Genomic DNA, 16265 nt, shown 5'->3' on the forward strand with positions numbered 1-16265 from the left:
GTCATCTATCATAATAATAAGGAGATCATTATGAAAGAATTATTTGATATAACGATTATCGGCGGAGGACCTGCCGGTTTGTATAGTGCGTTCTACAGCGGATTAAGGGAGATGAAAACAAAGATAATTGAATGTCAGAACACCCTTGGTGGAAAGGTGAGAATTTATCCAGAGAAGATGATTTGGGACGTAGGGGGACTCAGACCTGTCCTCGCGCATGAATTTTGTGAAGACCTTATTGAACAAGGTTTAACCTTCCATCCTGCTGTATGCCTGAATCAGAAAGTTGAGCGGATTGAGAAAGAGGGAGACTTATTCGTCATAACAGCAAGTGATGGAGAGGTTCACTATTCAAAAGCAGTTATTCTGGCTAATGGCGGCGGCATCATCTCCCCGCAAAAGCTGGAGGTTGAAGATGCCCACAAATATGAATTGACAAATCTTCATTATACCGTTGGAAGAATAGACCGGTTCCGAGGTAGCAGAGTGCTGATATCCGGAGGCGGAAATACAGCTGTTGACTGGGCTGTAGAACTAATGAATGTAGCGAAGAACGTGACAGTTGTCTATCGAAAGGAAGAGCTGTCAGCCCATGAGGCACAGGTGAAGAAATTGAGGGAGAATGGAGTAGCCATTATTCTAAACGGAATGATTACTCGCCTGTATCCCAATGAAGAAAAGGATGTCATCGCTGCTGCCGCTATTACAGTGGATGGAGTAAATCAGCTTCTTGAAGTAGATGATGTCCTTATTAATCATGGATATCATCGGGAATCTTCTGTGAGCTTCGCCGAAGCCATTGAGCCGAGGAAAACGAATGAAGCTTATTTTGAGAGTACAGGAAAGGGAGTGCTTTCGGTCGAAGGATTGTTCGCTGCAGGTGATAATATTGCGTATGATGGAAAGGTATATATGCTCCTTGGAGCCTTTCAGGATGCAGTCAACGCGGTTAATAGCGCAAAGCAATATATTGACCCATCCTCCCATCCATCAGGCATGGTCTCCTCCCATAATGAAGTATTTAAGACAAGAAATGAAAAGCTCATTAAGGAGCGGCATGCATATGTAAATGGGTGAACTGGTCCAGATTATGGACCAGTTTTTTTGCCGGTTATTTTATGGAATATAGTACCTGTATTCATCCCGATATCTGAAGATTACAATGAATTGATTAAGTCTATAGATTGGACGGATGAAACCATGAATAGAATTGGATTTAGGAAGACAATCATTATCGGATTTACCGTAATCATGTTTGTATCTGCGATTGTTTTCTGTATTCTCATGGGAATGCTGAATAGTACCCGCAAGGATTTTTTGGAAATTGTTAATGAACGGTCCGAACAATTACATATTACACAAGAGATTCAACAAAACTATCAATACATTGATGCGATTCTTTCCCAGGTTGCGATTGAGAATGTACGTGATGTGAATGATGAAATGATAAAGTCAATCAGTGACCGACAAAGCAGGGATATGAGAAGCTGGATGACTTAACAGGCTCAGTCGAAGGACGAGCGTTTCTGATTGAATTGCGGTCGTTGTTAGATGTTTATTTCCAGAATGGGTATGGGATGATTGAAGATTTCTCGGAAGATGAGAGTAATTGAAGGCTATCCGGGCTAATAAGGCATTTGAAACGACTCCCATCTTGGTACTAACCGCAAAGGCATTTAAAGGGGATCAAGAAAAATGTCTCGAATGTGGTGTATCTGATTTACTAACAAAGCCAATCAATCTTGAACAACTATTCTCTACCATTAAGAAATGGCTCGTATAAAATGAGAAGGGCTCCCGTTCCACCATGAACGGAAGCCTTTCTTTATGGCTAATTCTTATCCTGATGATATTTCGTCCAAATGAGGGATGTAAGAAGAATTAACTCGAATGCATTCGTGATGGCTCCGCTTTCTATTGGAAGATCAACCAGGCTGCCGATAAGCATCAGGGCGACACCGATAAACATCCAAAACCATCCTGTCCGCTTCCAAAGAAAAATCGATGCAGCCAAAAGAGCAAGCGTAACCATCAAGATCATGACAGGCGGACCTGAAGGGGAATTTGTCGCTGAATACTTTAATACACCAAATGTGGTTTCTGCTTTTAGGGTAAGACCGAGTACAACCGTAAACAGCTCAACGAGGAAAGCGATAAGCGTATAAATAACCGTGATCCACATGGCGGCAGACGTATTGGCCCAATTAATACGAGCTCTGCGAAGGACATCCAGGGAAAAGACAATTAACAGCGGGGTGAATATGGCATGCAGCCAATAGCGCGCCGCATTTAAATTCTTTAAAAGCTCTCCTTCTCCAATCCATTTCCCAATCCCAAGAATGGTATTGTCATAAATCAATGGTGTTATGACAAGGATGAGAACATTAGACAAGACAGCTAGACCGCTCCGTTTGATGGTTAGAAGCAGGAAGATGAATAGGCCTAAATAGGCGAGGGCAAAAAGTAAATATAACAAAGCATCCATAAATGACCTCCTACTTTCTATACATTTCCTAAAATAAGGGCTATTTAAACATTTATTAAGCTTATGCAGAATAATCGATTGGTATTATTAAACTGGATTTGATGTTCTTATCAAAAAAGAGGCTGGGAAAATGGAGTAAATGATTTTCAAAAACGAATGATTGTCACTTATTCTTCCTATTCGGGTAGCAGTTGGAAAGACAAGTCCGTTCCATTCCGCTAGTCACTAATAGTAGAAGGTCACAATCAACTCATGCATAGAAAACAACAAATAAAGACCCGAAGGATTAGATGATAGATTCATTCATTTATCGTCTAATCCTTCGGGTTTATCATTGGCTGAGATACTTATGTACCAGCCTCTTGGTGTTATTATTTATGCTTGTTCAAATTTATAAGGTGTTTGAAGGTATTCCGCGTAATGGTTCATATAAATATGAAATTCCTTGTTATCGAGCTCAGCGAAAAGCAATTCAATATATCGACTATTGGTTTTGGAAATTCTAGCCTTCAAATAGTTAATACCATCGTAGCTGAACCAAATCTGTTGATGAATACTAAATGGGCAGCGTCCGTAATGGGCGATCCCAGCCTTGTTATCCGCATAATAATGGAGCGGGAATTTCCTGGCTGCTCCATTGGCAGTTGTCTTGATTGCCACATCAATGGGTGCATCTAATGAAATTTGCTCTGGCTTATGTGTGATCGGTTTCTGATAAGCAACATAAATGCATATGATTAACGCAAACAAATTAAAGACACTCCACATCATATTGATGAGGTAGGAAGGAAGCGTAATAATACCATTCTCAAGATAAAGATAGCCAGTATACCAGCTTACTAACGAAAGAACTGCCAGAATAATATGAGGAAGAACAATCCGGAGCTGGAAATATCCCTTCTTATATTCCGTCTCCTTTGGTGTTACATGAAAGGCAATCTTCAGTTTAAATAGTTGCTTAAGGATAGAAACCGTTAGATGAGGAGCCATTGCTGTATCATAAATATGGGACCATCTAATCGACCGTGTTTTCGGCGAGAGAGCTTTGAAGATTAATAATTGCCCGATAATAAACGGAATAAACAACATGATAAGGTCGTAAACCGAAGCATGAATAATAGGGATGGCAAAGATTAAAAAGAGAATTGGCATCATAAGGTAGATCATCTTTTGGATGCTCGAAAACCAATAAAGCAGCCCGTCAAAATAAGCAAGTCTTTGGGCCATGCTGAGACCTTTAGATGCTTTTGGCCAAAGCTTGTACATAATCTGCAGATTGCCGCGGCACCAGCGGTCACGCTGTTTCAATAGGTCTGTGTAGGTCTGGGCACTTATACCATATGCGAGCTCTTCATTGACGAAAACTCCTTTATATTGTTTGGCGTGCAGAAGCAAGCCGACCCCCATATCTTCCGTAATCGAACAAGTGGGATATCCCCCGATTTCCTCCACATACTTCTTTCTGAAGAGAGCGTTGGTTCCAACATGCAATACGGCATTGATTGCAGCACGAGCTTCCTGAACATCCCGCATGAAGAAATCCTGTTCATTTGGAATATCACTTCTGTAATTGTACTGATACATATCCATGTTGTAGAATACTTGCGGAGTTTGGACAAATGCAACATCCTCATCTGCGAAATAACCCAAGGTCTTGATAAGGAATTCCTTTTTCGGAATCATATCAGCATCAAGTACAAGAAACAGATCTCCAGTAGTCTTCGATAAGGCATGATTAATGTTTCCAGCTTTCGCACCTTTCGTATCCTGCCGGGTAATCCAATGACATCCGTACTCTCGACATAAAGATCCAATCTCCTTTCGATTGCCGTCATCACAGACATATACATTCAGCTTATCTGCTGGATAATGCATATTTAAAGCAGCCACAAGTGTTTTCTTGAGCAAGGATGGAGATTCATTATAGGTACAGATAAGTACGTCTACTACAGGTAAATCTTGATCCTTATAACAGTCCCATGATTTTTCCTTTCGATTGTATTTTCTAAGAAATAGGAACTGGAAGGTGAAGAATTGGCATAAGCCAATTAATTCAGCAGCTATAAGCAAAATTCCGAGAATAAAGCTAATAACGGAAGAAAAAGAGATTGTCGTGAATCTCCAAATTATGTAGTTAAGAGCAATCATCGTATTGATGATGATTAGGTACTTCTGGTATTTTTTATTTTTCTTTGCCAGAAGGTAAGACAAACCGAGTAAAATGAGAGCTGAAATACAAAAAATCACATAAACCTCCTGTTTCTTAAATTTTGCTTAATAATATTAAAATAATTCTTTATTCTTGCAAAGTGGTAAAATATCACAGGGGGATACAGCGGCATTTTACGGCAAAATAAGAGACCGGCGCAAAATCCACCATACAGATTTTGCGCCAGCCTTATCAAGTTAGGGGCTTATCCAATGAGAACGTAAATAAATGATCATAATCTCGTAAAACGCTGGCCGTTCCTGTCAGTTTGCTTAAATTATACACAGTGGACCATTGTGTAAAGCTCGTTGATTCCTCTGTTTTCTCCTGGCTGACGAGTTGGAGAAGGGACATCGCCTCGCCTTCCGTGAGCGCCTCTTTTTTGAACTCGAGCACGGACTGCAATATGCGATAACGTTCTACGCCATGACCATATCCATCCATGGAAGGGTCTAGATAGAAATTGGTGACATAATGTTCTTCCACGACAGAGAAGACATCGTGACAATATTCAAGCACGACTGCACGACCACTTGCATCTGCGACCAAGAAGTGGAACGACGATGTATTGCTCGATGCCTGCATATCATAGCCCTTGAATAATTCAATTGCCTCATCTACATTGGCCGCCCGGTCCAGTACGAGACGAATAGCTACGGTTGTTGAGATATTCTGCTTTCCGGTATTCTGTCTTGTTGGCGGTCCTTCCAGCTTCAAGACACTAATCACAAGTCCTTTTTCATTCATTCCATCCATGAGCAAATAAGGGAAGAGGACGGCTGGAGAAAGATCGGTCACTCCGTCGTCAAGGCTGCCCGCAAGATAGCCAATCCAGCCTGCATCCGCCAGGCCGATGGATGCATAGCCATTCTCTGGTCTTGTGCGAACGAGCACAGCGGTCATATTCATCAAATAATCGAAATTCCGCCCATAAATCATTTCCCCTGACCGGGTGGACGCTGTAAACGCACTGCAGCCGCCATTATTCGATCCGGCCTCCGCATTCCCATCATCCAAAAGCTCTCTATTCACAAACTCTACTAAGTGAGGAATATCGGTGATTCCAGCTGCAAGGATTTGATCAAGCTTGTAATCCGCCGTATATTCCATTGAATATAGCTGCCCATTTTTCAGGTTCACGATGGACTCGATGCTAGCTCGCTGGGCATCTGTTCGGAGGTGATTCGCTGGATTTGTTATCCCTGGATTTCTGGAGATATCATCAAATGCTGGGCGAATGTCTAGAAACCTATTCATGAATAATCACTCCTATTGATATATGAAATAATTATTTTAATATAACTGTTTGTTCTATACCCTGAGAGAGAGGGATTTAATCGAAAAGACTGGATCTGCATAAAAAAATGACTCAAGGTGTATACCTCGAGTCATTCATATGGGAGAAATTTTATCAAAGGGAATTTAGCCGGTGCTTAATGAAAAGGAGCAGAATGATGAAAACATGGATGATTGCAAGAATGCCGATATAAACAGAATTTAGAGGAACGACAAATCGATGAACCAAAAAAACAGCCAGACACTCCAGCCCAAAAGCGATGAGAACAGCCCCAATCCTCTTCGCTAATAACTTCTCATCGCGAATGGATCCCTCCTGATATCCGGCAATAAAATTCACGATTCCCTTCCTCGAGACATAGAGACCTATGAGGATGAAGAAGAGACTAAAAGTAACTACGATTAGGATAGACAAATAAACTCACCTGCCTTTTATCTAAAATCAGGTCTTGCTGTGAAAAAGTCCCTGAAGGATAGTTAAGAATGGGATGAGAAAGAAAATACTTTTTTAACTGGTGGTTAATTAAGTATATCAAATGATATGTAATTTTTTTACAAAAGAAATGTATCTGTATACAGGATAAAGAAAATAGTCAGGAGGATGAGCTATTTTGGTATAGCTTGAGAATAGTAATTTAGTGTAATGTGCAAAAAAATTCATAAAATTGGAAATAAATGATTGAAATATTCTGATAAATTATTATAATTAAAAATTGAGAGGTGATTCATATGTCAGAAAAGCTGGCGACAGAGGATAAGAGTTTGACTCCAAAAGGGTTAGAGACAAGGCAAAAAATCATCAATGCAGCTGAAGAGGTGTTTGGTCAGAAGGGCTATTATGAGACTTCCATTGTGAATATTGCACAAGAGGCTAAGGTAGCCCAAGGAACGTTTTATAATTATTTTCCATCTAAGAAGGACATCTTTGATGAGCTGATTCACATGTATAGCAGGGAATTACGAACAGCGATTAAGGAAGAGATGAATCATGCTAATACTTTTGAGGAAGCGCAGAGGGCAGGCTTCCATGCTTTCTTTAGCTGGGTAAAAAATCATCGTAATTTATACAGTATTGTGCAGCAAGCCGTTGTCGTCGATAGGGATTTGTACCGGTGGTATTATAATAAGCTTGCTAATGGATTTCTAAGGAGTCTTTCAGCTGGGATGGAAGCCGGTGAATTTAAGCAGTTAGATCAAGAGACGGTTGCCTATTGTCTCATGTCAATCGGCCAATTCTTAGGGATGAGATGGGTGTATTGGGAACAAGATGATGTTCCGGAGGAAGCTTTTGAAGCAGCCATGACGTTAATCTTTAATGGTCTAAACAAAAGGTGAAAGGGTGATTAGTAATATGAAAGGCATAGCCTACTGGATTGAAAAACGAGCAACCATTACGCCAGGGCGTATTGCCGTCATCACTGAAGAAGAGAAAATTACGTACAAAGCTTTACATAATAAGATAACAGATACGGCAGCTTTCTTGAAGCAATCGTATGGAGTAGAAAATGGCGACAGAGTCGCCATTCTCTCTCAAAATCGGCTTGAATATTTAGTGTTAATCTTTGCACTTGCTAAATTAGGTGCAATTGCCGTCCCGCTCAATATACGGTTAACGTCTAGTGAATTATGCTATCAGCTAAAGGATAGCGACACGTCTGTGCTAATCGCGGAGGGACTATTCTATGAGCAGGCTCAGTCCTTATTGCAAGAGACAGGGATTGACCATTTAGCGAAAATCGAAGCCTTCGCTGCTATAGAAAGTGCTGGGAATTACCCATTTCAAGAAATAAATGAAAGCGCTCCCTTTATTATTTGTTATACGTCCGGCACGACAGGGAAACCAAAGGGAGCTGTACTGACGCAAGCAAATATGTTTTGGAACGCCATTAATAATGTCCTTGCCATTGATTTGACTTCGGCAGATCGCTCGATTGTTTTGTTGCCGCTCTTTCATATCGGTGGGATTGGACTCTTTGCCCTGCCGACGCTTTTTGTAGGTGGAACGGTGATAATTCCAGGCAAATTTGAACCACAAAAGGCAATCGCGATGATTGAGCAATATGAGGCAACGATTGTCATGGGTGTCCCCGCAATTCATAAGGCCTTAATTGAATGTCCTTCCTTTAAAAGAGAAAAAATGAAAGCAGTCCGCTGGTTTTATAATGGCGGGGCACCTTGTCCGCATGAACTCATCCAAACCTTTTTTGACCATGGCTTCTTATTTGGGCAAGGGTTTGGTATGACGGAAACCTCCCCTACTCTGTTCATGCTTTCAAGGGAGGATGCTCCAAGGAAGATTGGTTCGATTGGCAAGCCAGTTATGTACAGCGACTTCAAGCTCGTTAATCAAGAAGGGGATGTCGGAGAATTAGTCGTTAAAGGACCAAACATTATGACTGAATACTGGAGGAAGCCTGCGGCAACAAATGAAACAATTATCGATGGCTGGCTTTATACAGGTGATTTGGCGAGGATTGATGAAGAGGGCTTTGTCTATATTGTAGGCAGGAAGAAGGAGATGCTTATATCTGGAGGTGAAAATATTTATCCGCTGGAAATAGAGCAAGCCATCAGTCAGCATACGGATGTGAGTGAGGTAGCTGTCACTGGAGTAGCCGACCCTGTTTGGGGTGAAGTTCCAGCAGCATTTGTGGTGAAGAAACCATCTAGTGAGTTGACGGATAAGGATATCATTGAGTATTGCCGAGATAAGCTAGCGAAATATAAGCTTCCAAAGGAAATTATTTTTATGGATGAGCTACCTAAAAACGCAACAGGCAAAATCCAAAAAAATCAGTTAGGGAAACTGATTCAAGAATAGGGGAGGAGAGATCAGAGGAATGGCTAATTTCACAGTGGGTCAGCAGGCAGCATGCAGCAAGACGATAACCGAAACAGATGTCGTGATGTTCGCTGGACTGAGCGGCGATTTTAACCCTATCCATATTGACAGCGAGTATGCAAAGAATACAAGGTTTAACGAAAGGATTGCCCATGGCTTATTAACATCGAGTTTACTTTCGCAGCTCTTAGGAGTGCATTTACCTGGGAAAGGATCGGTTTATATGGAACAAACAATCAAATTTAAAGCACCGGTCTATATTGGCGATACAATCACGGCAACAGCGACAGTTCAGGAGTATATCAAAGAGAAGAGAATAATAAAGCTTCTAACAGAATGCCAAAACCAAAAAGAGGTGACCGTCTTAACTGGAACAGCTGTCATGATGGTACCAAAGGAAGGGGAAAGGATATGACGAAGATTGGAATCGAAGCGACAAGCACCTTTTTTCCGGCAGGGATTGAGTCGGCTAGCTTACTCGCAAATAAAACCGGCATCCCAGAAAACATCATAACGGATAAATTCGGATTATACGAGAAACATGTAGCTGATGAAACGATGCATGCATCTGACATGGCGATTGAGGCTGCTAGACCAATTGTTGACCAATACGGTCCAGACACCATCGATGTCGTTATCTATTTCGGGAGCCCCCATAAAGACTACTATGTATGGACCTGCGCTTCGAAAATTCAGCATGAGCTAGGGTTAAAGAAAGCCTATGCATTTGAAATCATGAATGTCAGCTCAGGATTCCCTGTTGCCTTAAAAGTTGCCAAGGATATGATAAAGGCTGATCACACCATTCAATCGATTCTATTAGTAGGAGGATGTAAGGAATCACAAATTGTTGATTATACGAATCCGCGGTCCCGTTTCATGTTCAATTTCGGTGATGGAGGATGCGCAGCTTTAATAAAACGTGATTCACTTGTCAGTGAAATTTTAGAAAGCGCCATCATAACAGACGGATCCTTCCATCAGGATGTTCGTATTCCTGCAGGAGGTTCAAAAAACTTCGCTAGTCATGAAACAGTAGAACAACGTAAGCATTATATAGATGTCCACAATCCCGCTGATATGAAAGAAAGACTCGACCCTGTATCCATTCCTAATTTCGAAAAAGTCATACGAAAATCATTACAAAAAAGCGGGTTATCTTCAGAAAATCTCTCACTATTACTTCCACTTCATACGAAACGATCGATGTTTAACCAACTTCTCTCTAGTTTAGACCTCCCAGAAGAAAAAGCCATTTATCTAGATCATCATGGGCATATGTCCTCACTAGACCCCTGTGTCGGGCTCCACCTCGCCCAAGAGCAGGGCAGATTGAGTCACGGTGATATAGCGGTTGCCGTTAGTGCGGGTACTGGATATACATGGGCTGCAACGGTGATTAAATGGATGGGAACAAAATGAAAGAAATAATTCGTTTTTATATACTCTTAGCCATGCTCTTGATTCTTAGTCTCTTCATTACTGGAATAAGTAGTGAACAACGGAGCTGGAAATTTAGATCCGCTTGAAAACTGGGGAGAAGAACCGGGCGATTTATTCTTGCCGACTGGTATGGCCATTGATAAAGGTAATCGAGTCTATGTAACAGATACCTCAAATAATCGCATGAATGTCTATGATTCGAACGGAAACTTCATTAAGGAATTCGGCCATTTTAGCGGGAGTGCAGGAAACTTCTTTTCTCCGCAAGGGCTTGATATTGGCAAGGATGGCAGGATTGTCATCGCTGATGGTTTATTGCACCGCATTCAGTTTTATAAATAAGGATAATTCGGGGAGGAATGAAAATGCCAGTAAAGCTAAGGATGTGTTTATCTGTCGTATTGTTGGGGTCAATGCTTGTTGCCGCAGGCTGTTCAGATGATGAAGCAAGCTCGAGTGAGGATACGATAAAAGTTGGTGTGCTTGCATCGATGACAGGTCCGCTTGAGGTCTATGGAAAACAAACGGTACAGGGATTTGAGCTTGGTCTTGATTATGCAACCGATGGCAAGATGGAGGTCGACGGCAAAAAAATCGAATTCATCGTTGAGGATACTGAAACGAAACCGGATGTGGCAGTCAAGCAGGCAACGAAATTGCTTGAGGAAGATGAAGTTGACTTCCTGGTGGGATCATCAAGTTCTGGCGACACGCTAGCTGTTTTGCCGCTTGCTGAGGAGTACGAAAAAATCATGGTCGTTGAACCCGCGGTAGCAGATAGCATCACAGGTGAGAACTGGAACCGCTATATTTTCCGGACTGGCCGCAATTCATCCCAAGATTCGGTGGCAGCCGCGGCTTCCATTGCAAAAGAGGGGGTGAAAATCGCAACACTTGCTCAAGATAGCGCCTATGGTAGAGAGGGCGTGCAAGCCTTTAAGGAAGGAGCAGAGAAACTGGGAGCTGAAATCATGAATGAACAATATGTTGATGCGAACGCAACGGATTTCACATCAAATATCCAAAATATCATAAGCTCTAAGCCAGATTATTTATACATTGTGTGGGCTGGATCGAATTCCCCATGGAAACAGCTGAAGGATATGAAAGTAGCAGAGCAAGGCATTAAGCTTTCAGCTGCTGCTCAAGACATTGCCTCGCTGAAGACGATGGATGCTCTTGTTGGGATGAGTGGATTCTCCATCTATTACTATACCCTTCCTGACAATGAGGTGAATGATTGGCTTGTGGAGGAGCATAAGAAAAAATTTGACGGCGAGGTTCCAGACCTCTTTACGGCAGGCGGGATGTCATCGGCGATTGCCATTGTGGAAGCTTTGAAGAACACAGAAGGGGATACGGATAGTGAGGCGCTAATTGAGGCGATGGAAGGAATGGAGTTTGACTCGCCGAAAGGGACGATGAAATTTAGAGCGGAGGATCATCAGGCACTGCAATCCTTATATGCGATCACTCTTGAAGAAGAGGATGGAGTCGATTATCCGGTACCGGTATTGGTTAGGGAACTGACAATGGATGAAACAGAGCCCCCGATTCGGAATAAGAAATAAATTTGAAGGAGGGGATTTTTCCCCTTTCTTCTCTATGAAAAGGAGGGATTCTTCTTGGAAACTATATTATCAACCGAACACCTTTCTGTTTCATTTGGCCAGCATGACGTGATTAAAAATCTGAACCTATCCATACCAGAGAAGAAGTTGATTTCAATCATTGGTCCTAACGGAGCAGGGAAAACGACGCTATTCAATTTATTGAGCGGTCAGCTTAAACCGACAAAGGGAGAGATTTATTTCAAAGGGGAAAATGTGACAGGCTATTCCATCCCGGAGCGGACGAGACTCGGGATAGGACGTTCATTCCAGCTGACAAATATCTTTCCGGAATTACCTGTGATTGAGAATATCCGGTTAGCCGTCCAAGCAGAGCAAAAGGATTTCTTCCGCTTCATACCAACGAAGAAGAAGTATCTGGGTCAACAGGAGGAAGCAAGGAGGCTGTTGAATGAAGTCATGCTTGAAGGAAAGGATGACGTTCTAGCAAAGGATCTTGCCCATGGGGAGAAACGGAAATTAGAGCTGGCCATGCTGATGGCCCTTAAAACGGAATTACTGCTCCTCGACGAACCGACGGCTGGAATTTCGATTGAAGAAGTGCCAGGCATTTTAAAGGTTATCGAAAAGATCAAAATGAACGGGTTAAGTACCATTGTGCTGATTGAACACAAAATGGATATGGTTATGCATTTGTCTGATCAACTAGCTGTCTTATTTCATGGTGAATTATTAGCTGAAGGCAGCCCCAGTGAAATCATGCAGGATGAACGTGTCCAAAATGCATATTTAGGGGGATTATACGATGACTCTCTTAAAAGTGGATGAGATGGAAACCTATATTGGCCAATTTCATATTTTGCAGGGTGTTTCCTTTGAAATTCGAGAGGGCAATATTACGGTATTGTTTGGAAGAAATGGAGCAGGAAAAACAACCACCTTACGCTCAATCATGGGCTTTCATCAAATCACCAAAGGAAATGTAACGTTTAAGGGTGAACAGTTGAATGGACAGCCCACACACACCATATCAAGAAAGGGAATAGGCTATGTTCCAGAAAACCAGGGGATCTTTCACCACTTAACGGTGGAAGATAATTTTTCCCTTGCCCAAGCGGTGAAATCGGATACGCAGGGAGAAAAAGCGGAGTGGATGCTCGCACTCTTCCCTGATTTAAAGAAATTTTGGCGAAAGAAGAGCGGTCTTTTAAGCGGCGGCCAAAAGCAAATGCTTGCGATAGCGCGGGCCTATATTAATAGTGAGCATTTATTGTTGATTGATGAACCAAGTAAGGGCTTGTCGCCGATTATGGTAGAGAAGCTGATGGAGTCTATCCTGGAAATGAAGAGCAAGACAACGGTATTACTGGTTGAGCAAAATTTTATCATGGCCAGCCAGATTGGAGACGACTACGCCATTATGGATGACGGGAAAATCGTTCATAAGGGCGGGATGGAAAGTTTGAAGGATGATACTGATACATGCAGAAAATATTTAGGAATCGCTTAACCGGCGAAAGGAGAGAACAATGGACATTTTAGTCAATTTATTCGTGAATGGAATATCGACCGGAATGCTTGTTTTTCTGCTTGCTTCTGGTCTAACTCTTATCTTTGGCCTAATGAGTGTCCTGAATTTTGCTCATGGGGGGTTGTTTGCCTGGGGAGCTTTTTCCGGGGTATGGATATTTGCTGAAACGGGAAGCTTTCTCATATCCATGCTAGGTGCCGTCGTTATTGGAATGGCATTGGGCTGGGTTTTAGAGAAATTCCTGATTAGGCCTGTCTATGGAAATCACGTCAGACAACTCTTGATTACGCTTGGAGGCATGCTGGTCTTAAGTGAGATGCTTAAAGTTATTTGGGGACCGAATCCGATTCGAGCCCCATTGCCTGAATGGCTTTCAGGAAGCTATCAATTAGGTGGAATCATTTTGATTAAATATCGTCTTTTTGTTATCCTGGTTGGTATTTTGATTTACATTCTCTTAATGCTCCTTTTGAATAAGACTAAGCTCGGACTCATGATTAGGGCAGGAGTGATGGATAAAGAAATGGTGCAAGCGCTTGGTATCAATGTCAAATCACTCTTTTCCTTCGTGTTTTTGCTCGGAGCAGGCGTCGCGGCACTTGGCGGTGTCTTGCTTGCACCCTATTCAGGAGTCGTATTTGCAGAAATGGGGATGCAATATGCGATATTGGCATTTGTCGTTGTCATTATCGGCGGCATGGGCAATTTGAAGGGGTCGGCTGTCGCTTCCTTGATCGTCGGCCTGGCTGGAGCATTTATGGCCTATTATCTGCCTGACTTTTCTCTGGCGCTCAATATGCTGCTGCTTGCTTTTGTCTTATTAGTGAAGCCTTCTGGTTTGTTTGGAGAGGAGGGCGAGGTATAGATGCGGGTGTTATCGAATAACCGATCTTTTGTGATTGGGCTTGTTGTCGTAGCATTCTTGGCTGTTATCCCGTTTGTAAATGATTCGCGAAGTATGCTTATTTTACTCACACAGGTCTTTATTTTTGCCATTTTCGCGATGAGCTTTGATATATTGTTAGGGTATACCGGAATCGTCTCATTTGGCCATTGCCTCTTCTTTGGTATTGGTGCTTATAGCGTGGCATTATTATTTGATAGGCAGGGCGGGGAACTAATGTCATTTGCAGCAGGGATGGCCATCGCCCTTGTATTAGCCGTCGTCATTAGCTATATCATCGGAATGCTCTCGCTTAGATTGAAAAGCCATTTCTACGCGATGCTAACATTGGCCTTCTCTCAGTTATTCCTTGTCCTAGCTGAAAAATGGCGGACATTGACCCATGGAGGAGACGGATTTACCTTCATGGTCCCTAATCTCTTTAGAGACCGTCTCTCTTTCTATTACATTACCTTCATTTGTCTGATCGTTCTATTTATCTTATTAAAACTTTTCACCGAATCCTCAGCTGGGAAAGTTCTAAAGGCGATATCACAAAATGAACAAAGAGCAGAAGCGCTAGGATATAAAACGCTGCACTATAAGGTTATCGCGAGCATCGTCGCCGGTACGACTGCAGCGGTAAGTGGAGGGCTTTACGTGGTTACCCTGCGCTTTGTCAACACGACTGTTTTCTCAATCGATGTCACATTGGATGCCCTCTTAATGACTATGATTGGCGGAGTAGGAACGCTCGTCGGTGCCATAGCAGGAGCCGGCATCATCGAATACCTGCAGCATTATTTATCTGAACTAGGCTCAACCTACCCAATCTTCGAACGTTGGACCATTCTCCTTGGATTGCTGTACATCTTCGTCATTCTCGGTTTCCCAAGCGGATTAGCTGGATTGTTTAAGAAGGTGTCAAAGAGAAGAGGAAAGAAGAAATCAGCGGATAGAAATGGTGAGGGATTAGAGAAAACAGCTTGATTTATATACTATTTTCAGTAAGGAGCGGGGGATCGAATCGATTCCCCGCTTTGTCATCAAACAAATCATGTTTTAGATTTATGTTAGTTGGTGTGTGCGACGGCACGTATTTCAATCAATTGATGTGGAAACGCCAAGCCTGAGGTGCCAACGAGAGTACCAGCTGGCCGGTGGTCGCCAACATATTCTTTGAATAGAGTGACACACTGTTCAAAATGCTCTTCTGGCTTTGTCAGGAAGATCTCCATCTCAGCAATATTAGATCTGGTGACTCCGAAACCAGCAAGCACGGAATCAAGATTTTTCAGTGTCTGCCTTGCTTGTGCCTCAAAATCGCCCTCTCCAACAAATGATCCATCCATACCATGAGAAAATTGGCCTGAGATGTAGATGGTATCATTGGCCCTGTAACCTTGCGTAAGCCCGAAAGCTTCCTCCCAAGACACTCCATGGTTATATGTTTTAATCATGTTTATGACCCCTTTCCATTAAAGTATGTTCAGTATAAACTGGAAACAAATAGAAAGGTAGTACGCACTTTATTGATAGATACTACCTGAAAGGATAGTGGGAAGATGGGCATGGAGGAGTATAAAGGGAAAGTGAAAAAGATTGAAGACACACCATTCGGTTACACCATATCTGTCATCGGGGGCAAATGGAAGATGGTAATCATTTATCTGCTGGCGGAAAACCAGCCGGTACGCTTCAATGCTTTAAAAAAGCAGATAGGAGCCATCACGTATAAAACATTGAGTTCGCAACTAAAGGAATTGGAGGCAGATGGGCTGGTGAAACGGAAGGAATACCCGCAAATCCCTCCAAAGGTGGAATACAGTTTGACGGAGAAGGCTGATACTTTGCTGCCGGTATTGGAGGAGTTGTGTGAGTGGGGGGCGAGATATCAATAGACAAGGAATTAATCATATGTTGATTCTGAACGTAAAGGAACAGGATGATAACTAGAAAAAAGGATTGAACCCTAATCGGATTCAATCCTTCATTCTTTTATTCA

At 42.3% G+C, this 16265-nt stretch carries 18 protein-coding genes and 1 pseudogene; 14 read left to right on the forward strand and 5 right to left on the reverse strand.

The genetic code is table 11. The features are described from left to right. The first annotated feature begins 30 nt into the window (after window positions 1-30). From ACI35L_RS07025 to ACI35L_RS07035, 3 genes are all read left to right on the forward strand, one after another. Window positions 31-1077: an NAD(P)/FAD-dependent oxidoreductase gene (locus ACI35L_RS07025; protein ID WP_439802534.1), complete on the forward strand. Its 1047-nt coding sequence runs from the start codon at window positions 31-33 to the stop codon at window positions 1075-1077. Window positions 1078-1200: 123 nt separating this feature from the next. Beyond that, a complete protein-coding gene (locus tag ACI35L_RS07030; RefSeq protein WP_439802535.1) occupies window positions 1201-1500 on the forward strand; it encodes a hypothetical protein in 300 nt (99 codons plus the stop codon). A gap of 109 nt (window positions 1501-1609) precedes the next feature. Continuing rightward, window positions 1610-1783, forward strand: coding sequence for a response regulator (locus ACI35L_RS07035; protein ID WP_439802536.1), 174 nt, complete (start codon window positions 1610-1612; stop codon window positions 1781-1783). Between the two features lie 48 nt (window positions 1784-1831). Here ACI35L_RS07035 and ACI35L_RS07040 read toward each other — a convergent pair whose 3' ends face one another. The 4 genes from ACI35L_RS07040 to ACI35L_RS07055 all read right to left on the reverse strand — a co-directional run bounded on the left by ACI35L_RS07040 (window position 1832) and on the right by ACI35L_RS07055 (window position 6405). Then, entirely contained in the window at window positions 1832-2485 is a 654-nt protein-coding gene (locus ACI35L_RS07040) for a hypothetical protein (protein WP_049671703.1), read from the reverse strand. A 375-nt stretch (window positions 2486-2860) separates the two neighbouring features. Beyond that, window positions 2861-4732 (reverse strand): glycosyltransferase, encoded by a 1872-nt coding sequence (locus ACI35L_RS07045; protein ID WP_439802537.1) that lies wholly within the window; start codon window positions 4730-4732, stop codon window positions 2861-2863. Between the two features lie 154 nt (window positions 4733-4886). Next, window positions 4887-5951: a linear amide C-N hydrolase gene (locus ACI35L_RS07050; protein ID WP_049671701.1), complete on the reverse strand. Its 1065-nt coding sequence runs from the start codon at window positions 5949-5951 to the stop codon at window positions 4887-4889. 154 nt (window positions 5952-6105) lie between these two features. Continuing rightward, on the reverse strand, window positions 6106-6405 hold the full coding sequence (locus ACI35L_RS07055) for a DUF3784 domain-containing protein (RefSeq protein WP_156185639.1): 300 nt from the start codon (window positions 6403-6405) through the stop codon (window positions 6106-6108). 314 nt (window positions 6406-6719) lie between these two features. Here ACI35L_RS07055 and ACI35L_RS07060 point away from each other — a divergent pair, with 314 nt between their 5' ends. The 10 genes and pseudogenes from ACI35L_RS07060 (at window position 6720) to ACI35L_RS07105 (ending at window position 15250) form a co-directional block, all read left to right on the forward strand. Further along, the gene (locus tag ACI35L_RS07060; protein WP_049671699.1) at window positions 6720-7325 is read left to right on the forward strand and encodes a TetR/AcrR family transcriptional regulator; all 606 of its coding nucleotides are present in this window, start codon (window positions 6720-6722) and stop codon (window positions 7323-7325) included. 16 nt (window positions 7326-7341) lie between these two features. After that, window positions 7342-8811: an o-succinylbenzoate--CoA ligase gene (locus ACI35L_RS07065; protein WP_439802538.1), complete on the forward strand. Its 1470-nt coding sequence runs from the start codon at window positions 7342-7344 to the stop codon at window positions 8809-8811. 19 nt (window positions 8812-8830) lie between these two features. Further along, window positions 8831-9247 carry a MaoC family dehydratase gene (locus ACI35L_RS07070; RefSeq protein WP_439802539.1) on the forward strand — a complete coding sequence of 139 codons (417 nt, stop codon included), beginning with the start codon at window positions 8831-8833 and terminating at the stop codon, window positions 9245-9247. Further along, window positions 9244-10254, forward strand: a complete 1011-nt coding sequence (locus ACI35L_RS07075; RefSeq protein WP_439802540.1) for a 3-oxoacyl-ACP synthase — start codon at window positions 9244-9246, stop codon at window positions 10252-10254. Before ACI35L_RS07070 ends, ACI35L_RS07075 begins: the two co-directional genes overlap by 4 nt. A 75-nt stretch (window positions 10255-10329) precedes the next feature. Continuing rightward, window positions 10330-10617 (forward strand): annotated as a pseudogene (locus tag ACI35L_RS07080) (6-bladed beta-propeller); the annotation flags it as partial. Between the two features lie 17 nt (window positions 10618-10634). Continuing rightward, on the forward strand, window positions 10635-11846 hold the full coding sequence (locus ACI35L_RS07085; RefSeq protein ID WP_049671695.1) for a substrate-binding domain-containing protein: 1212 nt from the start codon (window positions 10635-10637) through the stop codon (window positions 11844-11846). Window positions 11847-11900: 54 nt separating this feature from the next. Further along, on the forward strand, window positions 11901-12674 hold the full coding sequence (locus ACI35L_RS07090; protein ID WP_439802541.1) for an ABC transporter ATP-binding protein: 774 nt from the start codon (window positions 11901-11903) through the stop codon (window positions 12672-12674). Beyond that, the gene (locus ACI35L_RS07095) at window positions 12652-13356 is read left to right on the forward strand and encodes an ABC transporter ATP-binding protein (protein WP_049671693.1); all 705 of its coding nucleotides are present in this window, start codon (window positions 12652-12654) and stop codon (window positions 13354-13356) included. The genes ACI35L_RS07090 and ACI35L_RS07095 overlap by 23 nt, the downstream gene beginning before the upstream one ends. 19 nt (window positions 13357-13375) lie before the next feature. Then, a complete protein-coding gene (locus tag ACI35L_RS07100) occupies window positions 13376-14242 on the forward strand; it encodes a branched-chain amino acid ABC transporter permease (RefSeq protein ID WP_049671692.1) in 867 nt (288 codons plus the stop codon). Next, complete coding sequence (locus ACI35L_RS07105; protein ID WP_439802542.1) at window positions 14243-15250, forward strand: branched-chain amino acid ABC transporter permease; 1008 nt, start codon at window positions 14243-14245, stop codon at window positions 15248-15250. A gap of 83 nt (window positions 15251-15333) precedes the next feature. Here the strand turns inward: ACI35L_RS07105 and ACI35L_RS07110 are convergent, their stop codons facing one another. Then, window positions 15334-15720, reverse strand: coding sequence for a RidA family protein (locus ACI35L_RS07110; RefSeq protein ID WP_439802543.1), 387 nt, complete (start codon window positions 15718-15720; stop codon window positions 15334-15336). A gap of 105 nt (window positions 15721-15825) precedes the next feature. On the opposite strand from ACI35L_RS07110, the gene ACI35L_RS07115 reads away from it, so the two are divergent. Beyond that, window positions 15826-16161, forward strand: coding sequence for a winged helix-turn-helix transcriptional regulator (locus ACI35L_RS07115; protein WP_049671689.1), 336 nt, complete (start codon window positions 15826-15828; stop codon window positions 16159-16161). The last annotated feature ends 104 nt before the right edge of the window (window positions 16162-16265 follow it).

It is taken from the genome of Pradoshia sp. (genome assembly GCF_051873915.1).
Classification (GTDB): Bacteria; Bacillota; Bacilli; order Bacillales; family Pradoshiaceae; genus Pradoshia.

Coding starts and splice junctions, on each gene's coding strand:
- ACI35L_RS07095 (WP_049671693.1), top strand. CDS start 12,652: ATGACTCTCTTAAAAGTGGATGAGATGGAAACCTATATTGGCCAATTT.
- ACI35L_RS07100 (WP_049671692.1), top strand. CDS start 13,376: ATGGACATTTTAGTCAATTTATTCGTGAATGGAATATCGACCGGAATG.
- ACI35L_RS07040 (WP_049671703.1), bottom strand. CDS start 2,485: ATGGATGCTTTGTTATATTTACTTTTTGCCCTCGCCTATTTAGGCCTA.
- ACI35L_RS07030 (WP_439802535.1), top strand. CDS start 1,201: ATGAATAGAATTGGATTTAGGAAGACAATCATTATCGGATTTACCGTA.
- ACI35L_RS07115 (WP_049671689.1), top strand. CDS start 15,826: ATGGGCATGGAGGAGTATAAAGGGAAAGTGAAAAAGATTGAAGACACA.
- ACI35L_RS07065 (WP_439802538.1), top strand. CDS start 7,342: ATGAAAGGCATAGCCTACTGGATTGAAAAACGAGCAACCATTACGCCA.
- ACI35L_RS07070 (WP_439802539.1), top strand. CDS start 8,831: ATGGCTAATTTCACAGTGGGTCAGCAGGCAGCATGCAGCAAGACGATA.
- ACI35L_RS07085 (WP_049671695.1), top strand. CDS start 10,635: ATGAAAATGCCAGTAAAGCTAAGGATGTGTTTATCTGTCGTATTGTTG.
- ACI35L_RS07110 (WP_439802543.1), bottom strand. CDS start 15,720: ATGATTAAAACATATAACCATGGAGTGTCTTGGGAGGAAGCTTTCGGG.
- ACI35L_RS07105 (WP_439802542.1), top strand. CDS start 14,243: ATGCGGGTGTTATCGAATAACCGATCTTTTGTGATTGGGCTTGTTGTC.
- ACI35L_RS07025 (WP_439802534.1), top strand. CDS start 31: ATGAAAGAATTATTTGATATAACGATTATCGGCGGAGGACCTGCCGGT.
- ACI35L_RS07050 (WP_049671701.1), bottom strand. CDS start 5,951: ATGAATAGGTTTCTAGACATTCGCCCAGCATTTGATGATATCTCCAGA.
- ACI35L_RS07060 (WP_049671699.1), top strand. CDS start 6,720: ATGTCAGAAAAGCTGGCGACAGAGGATAAGAGTTTGACTCCAAAAGGG.
- ACI35L_RS07075 (WP_439802540.1), top strand. CDS start 9,244: ATGACGAAGATTGGAATCGAAGCGACAAGCACCTTTTTTCCGGCAGGG.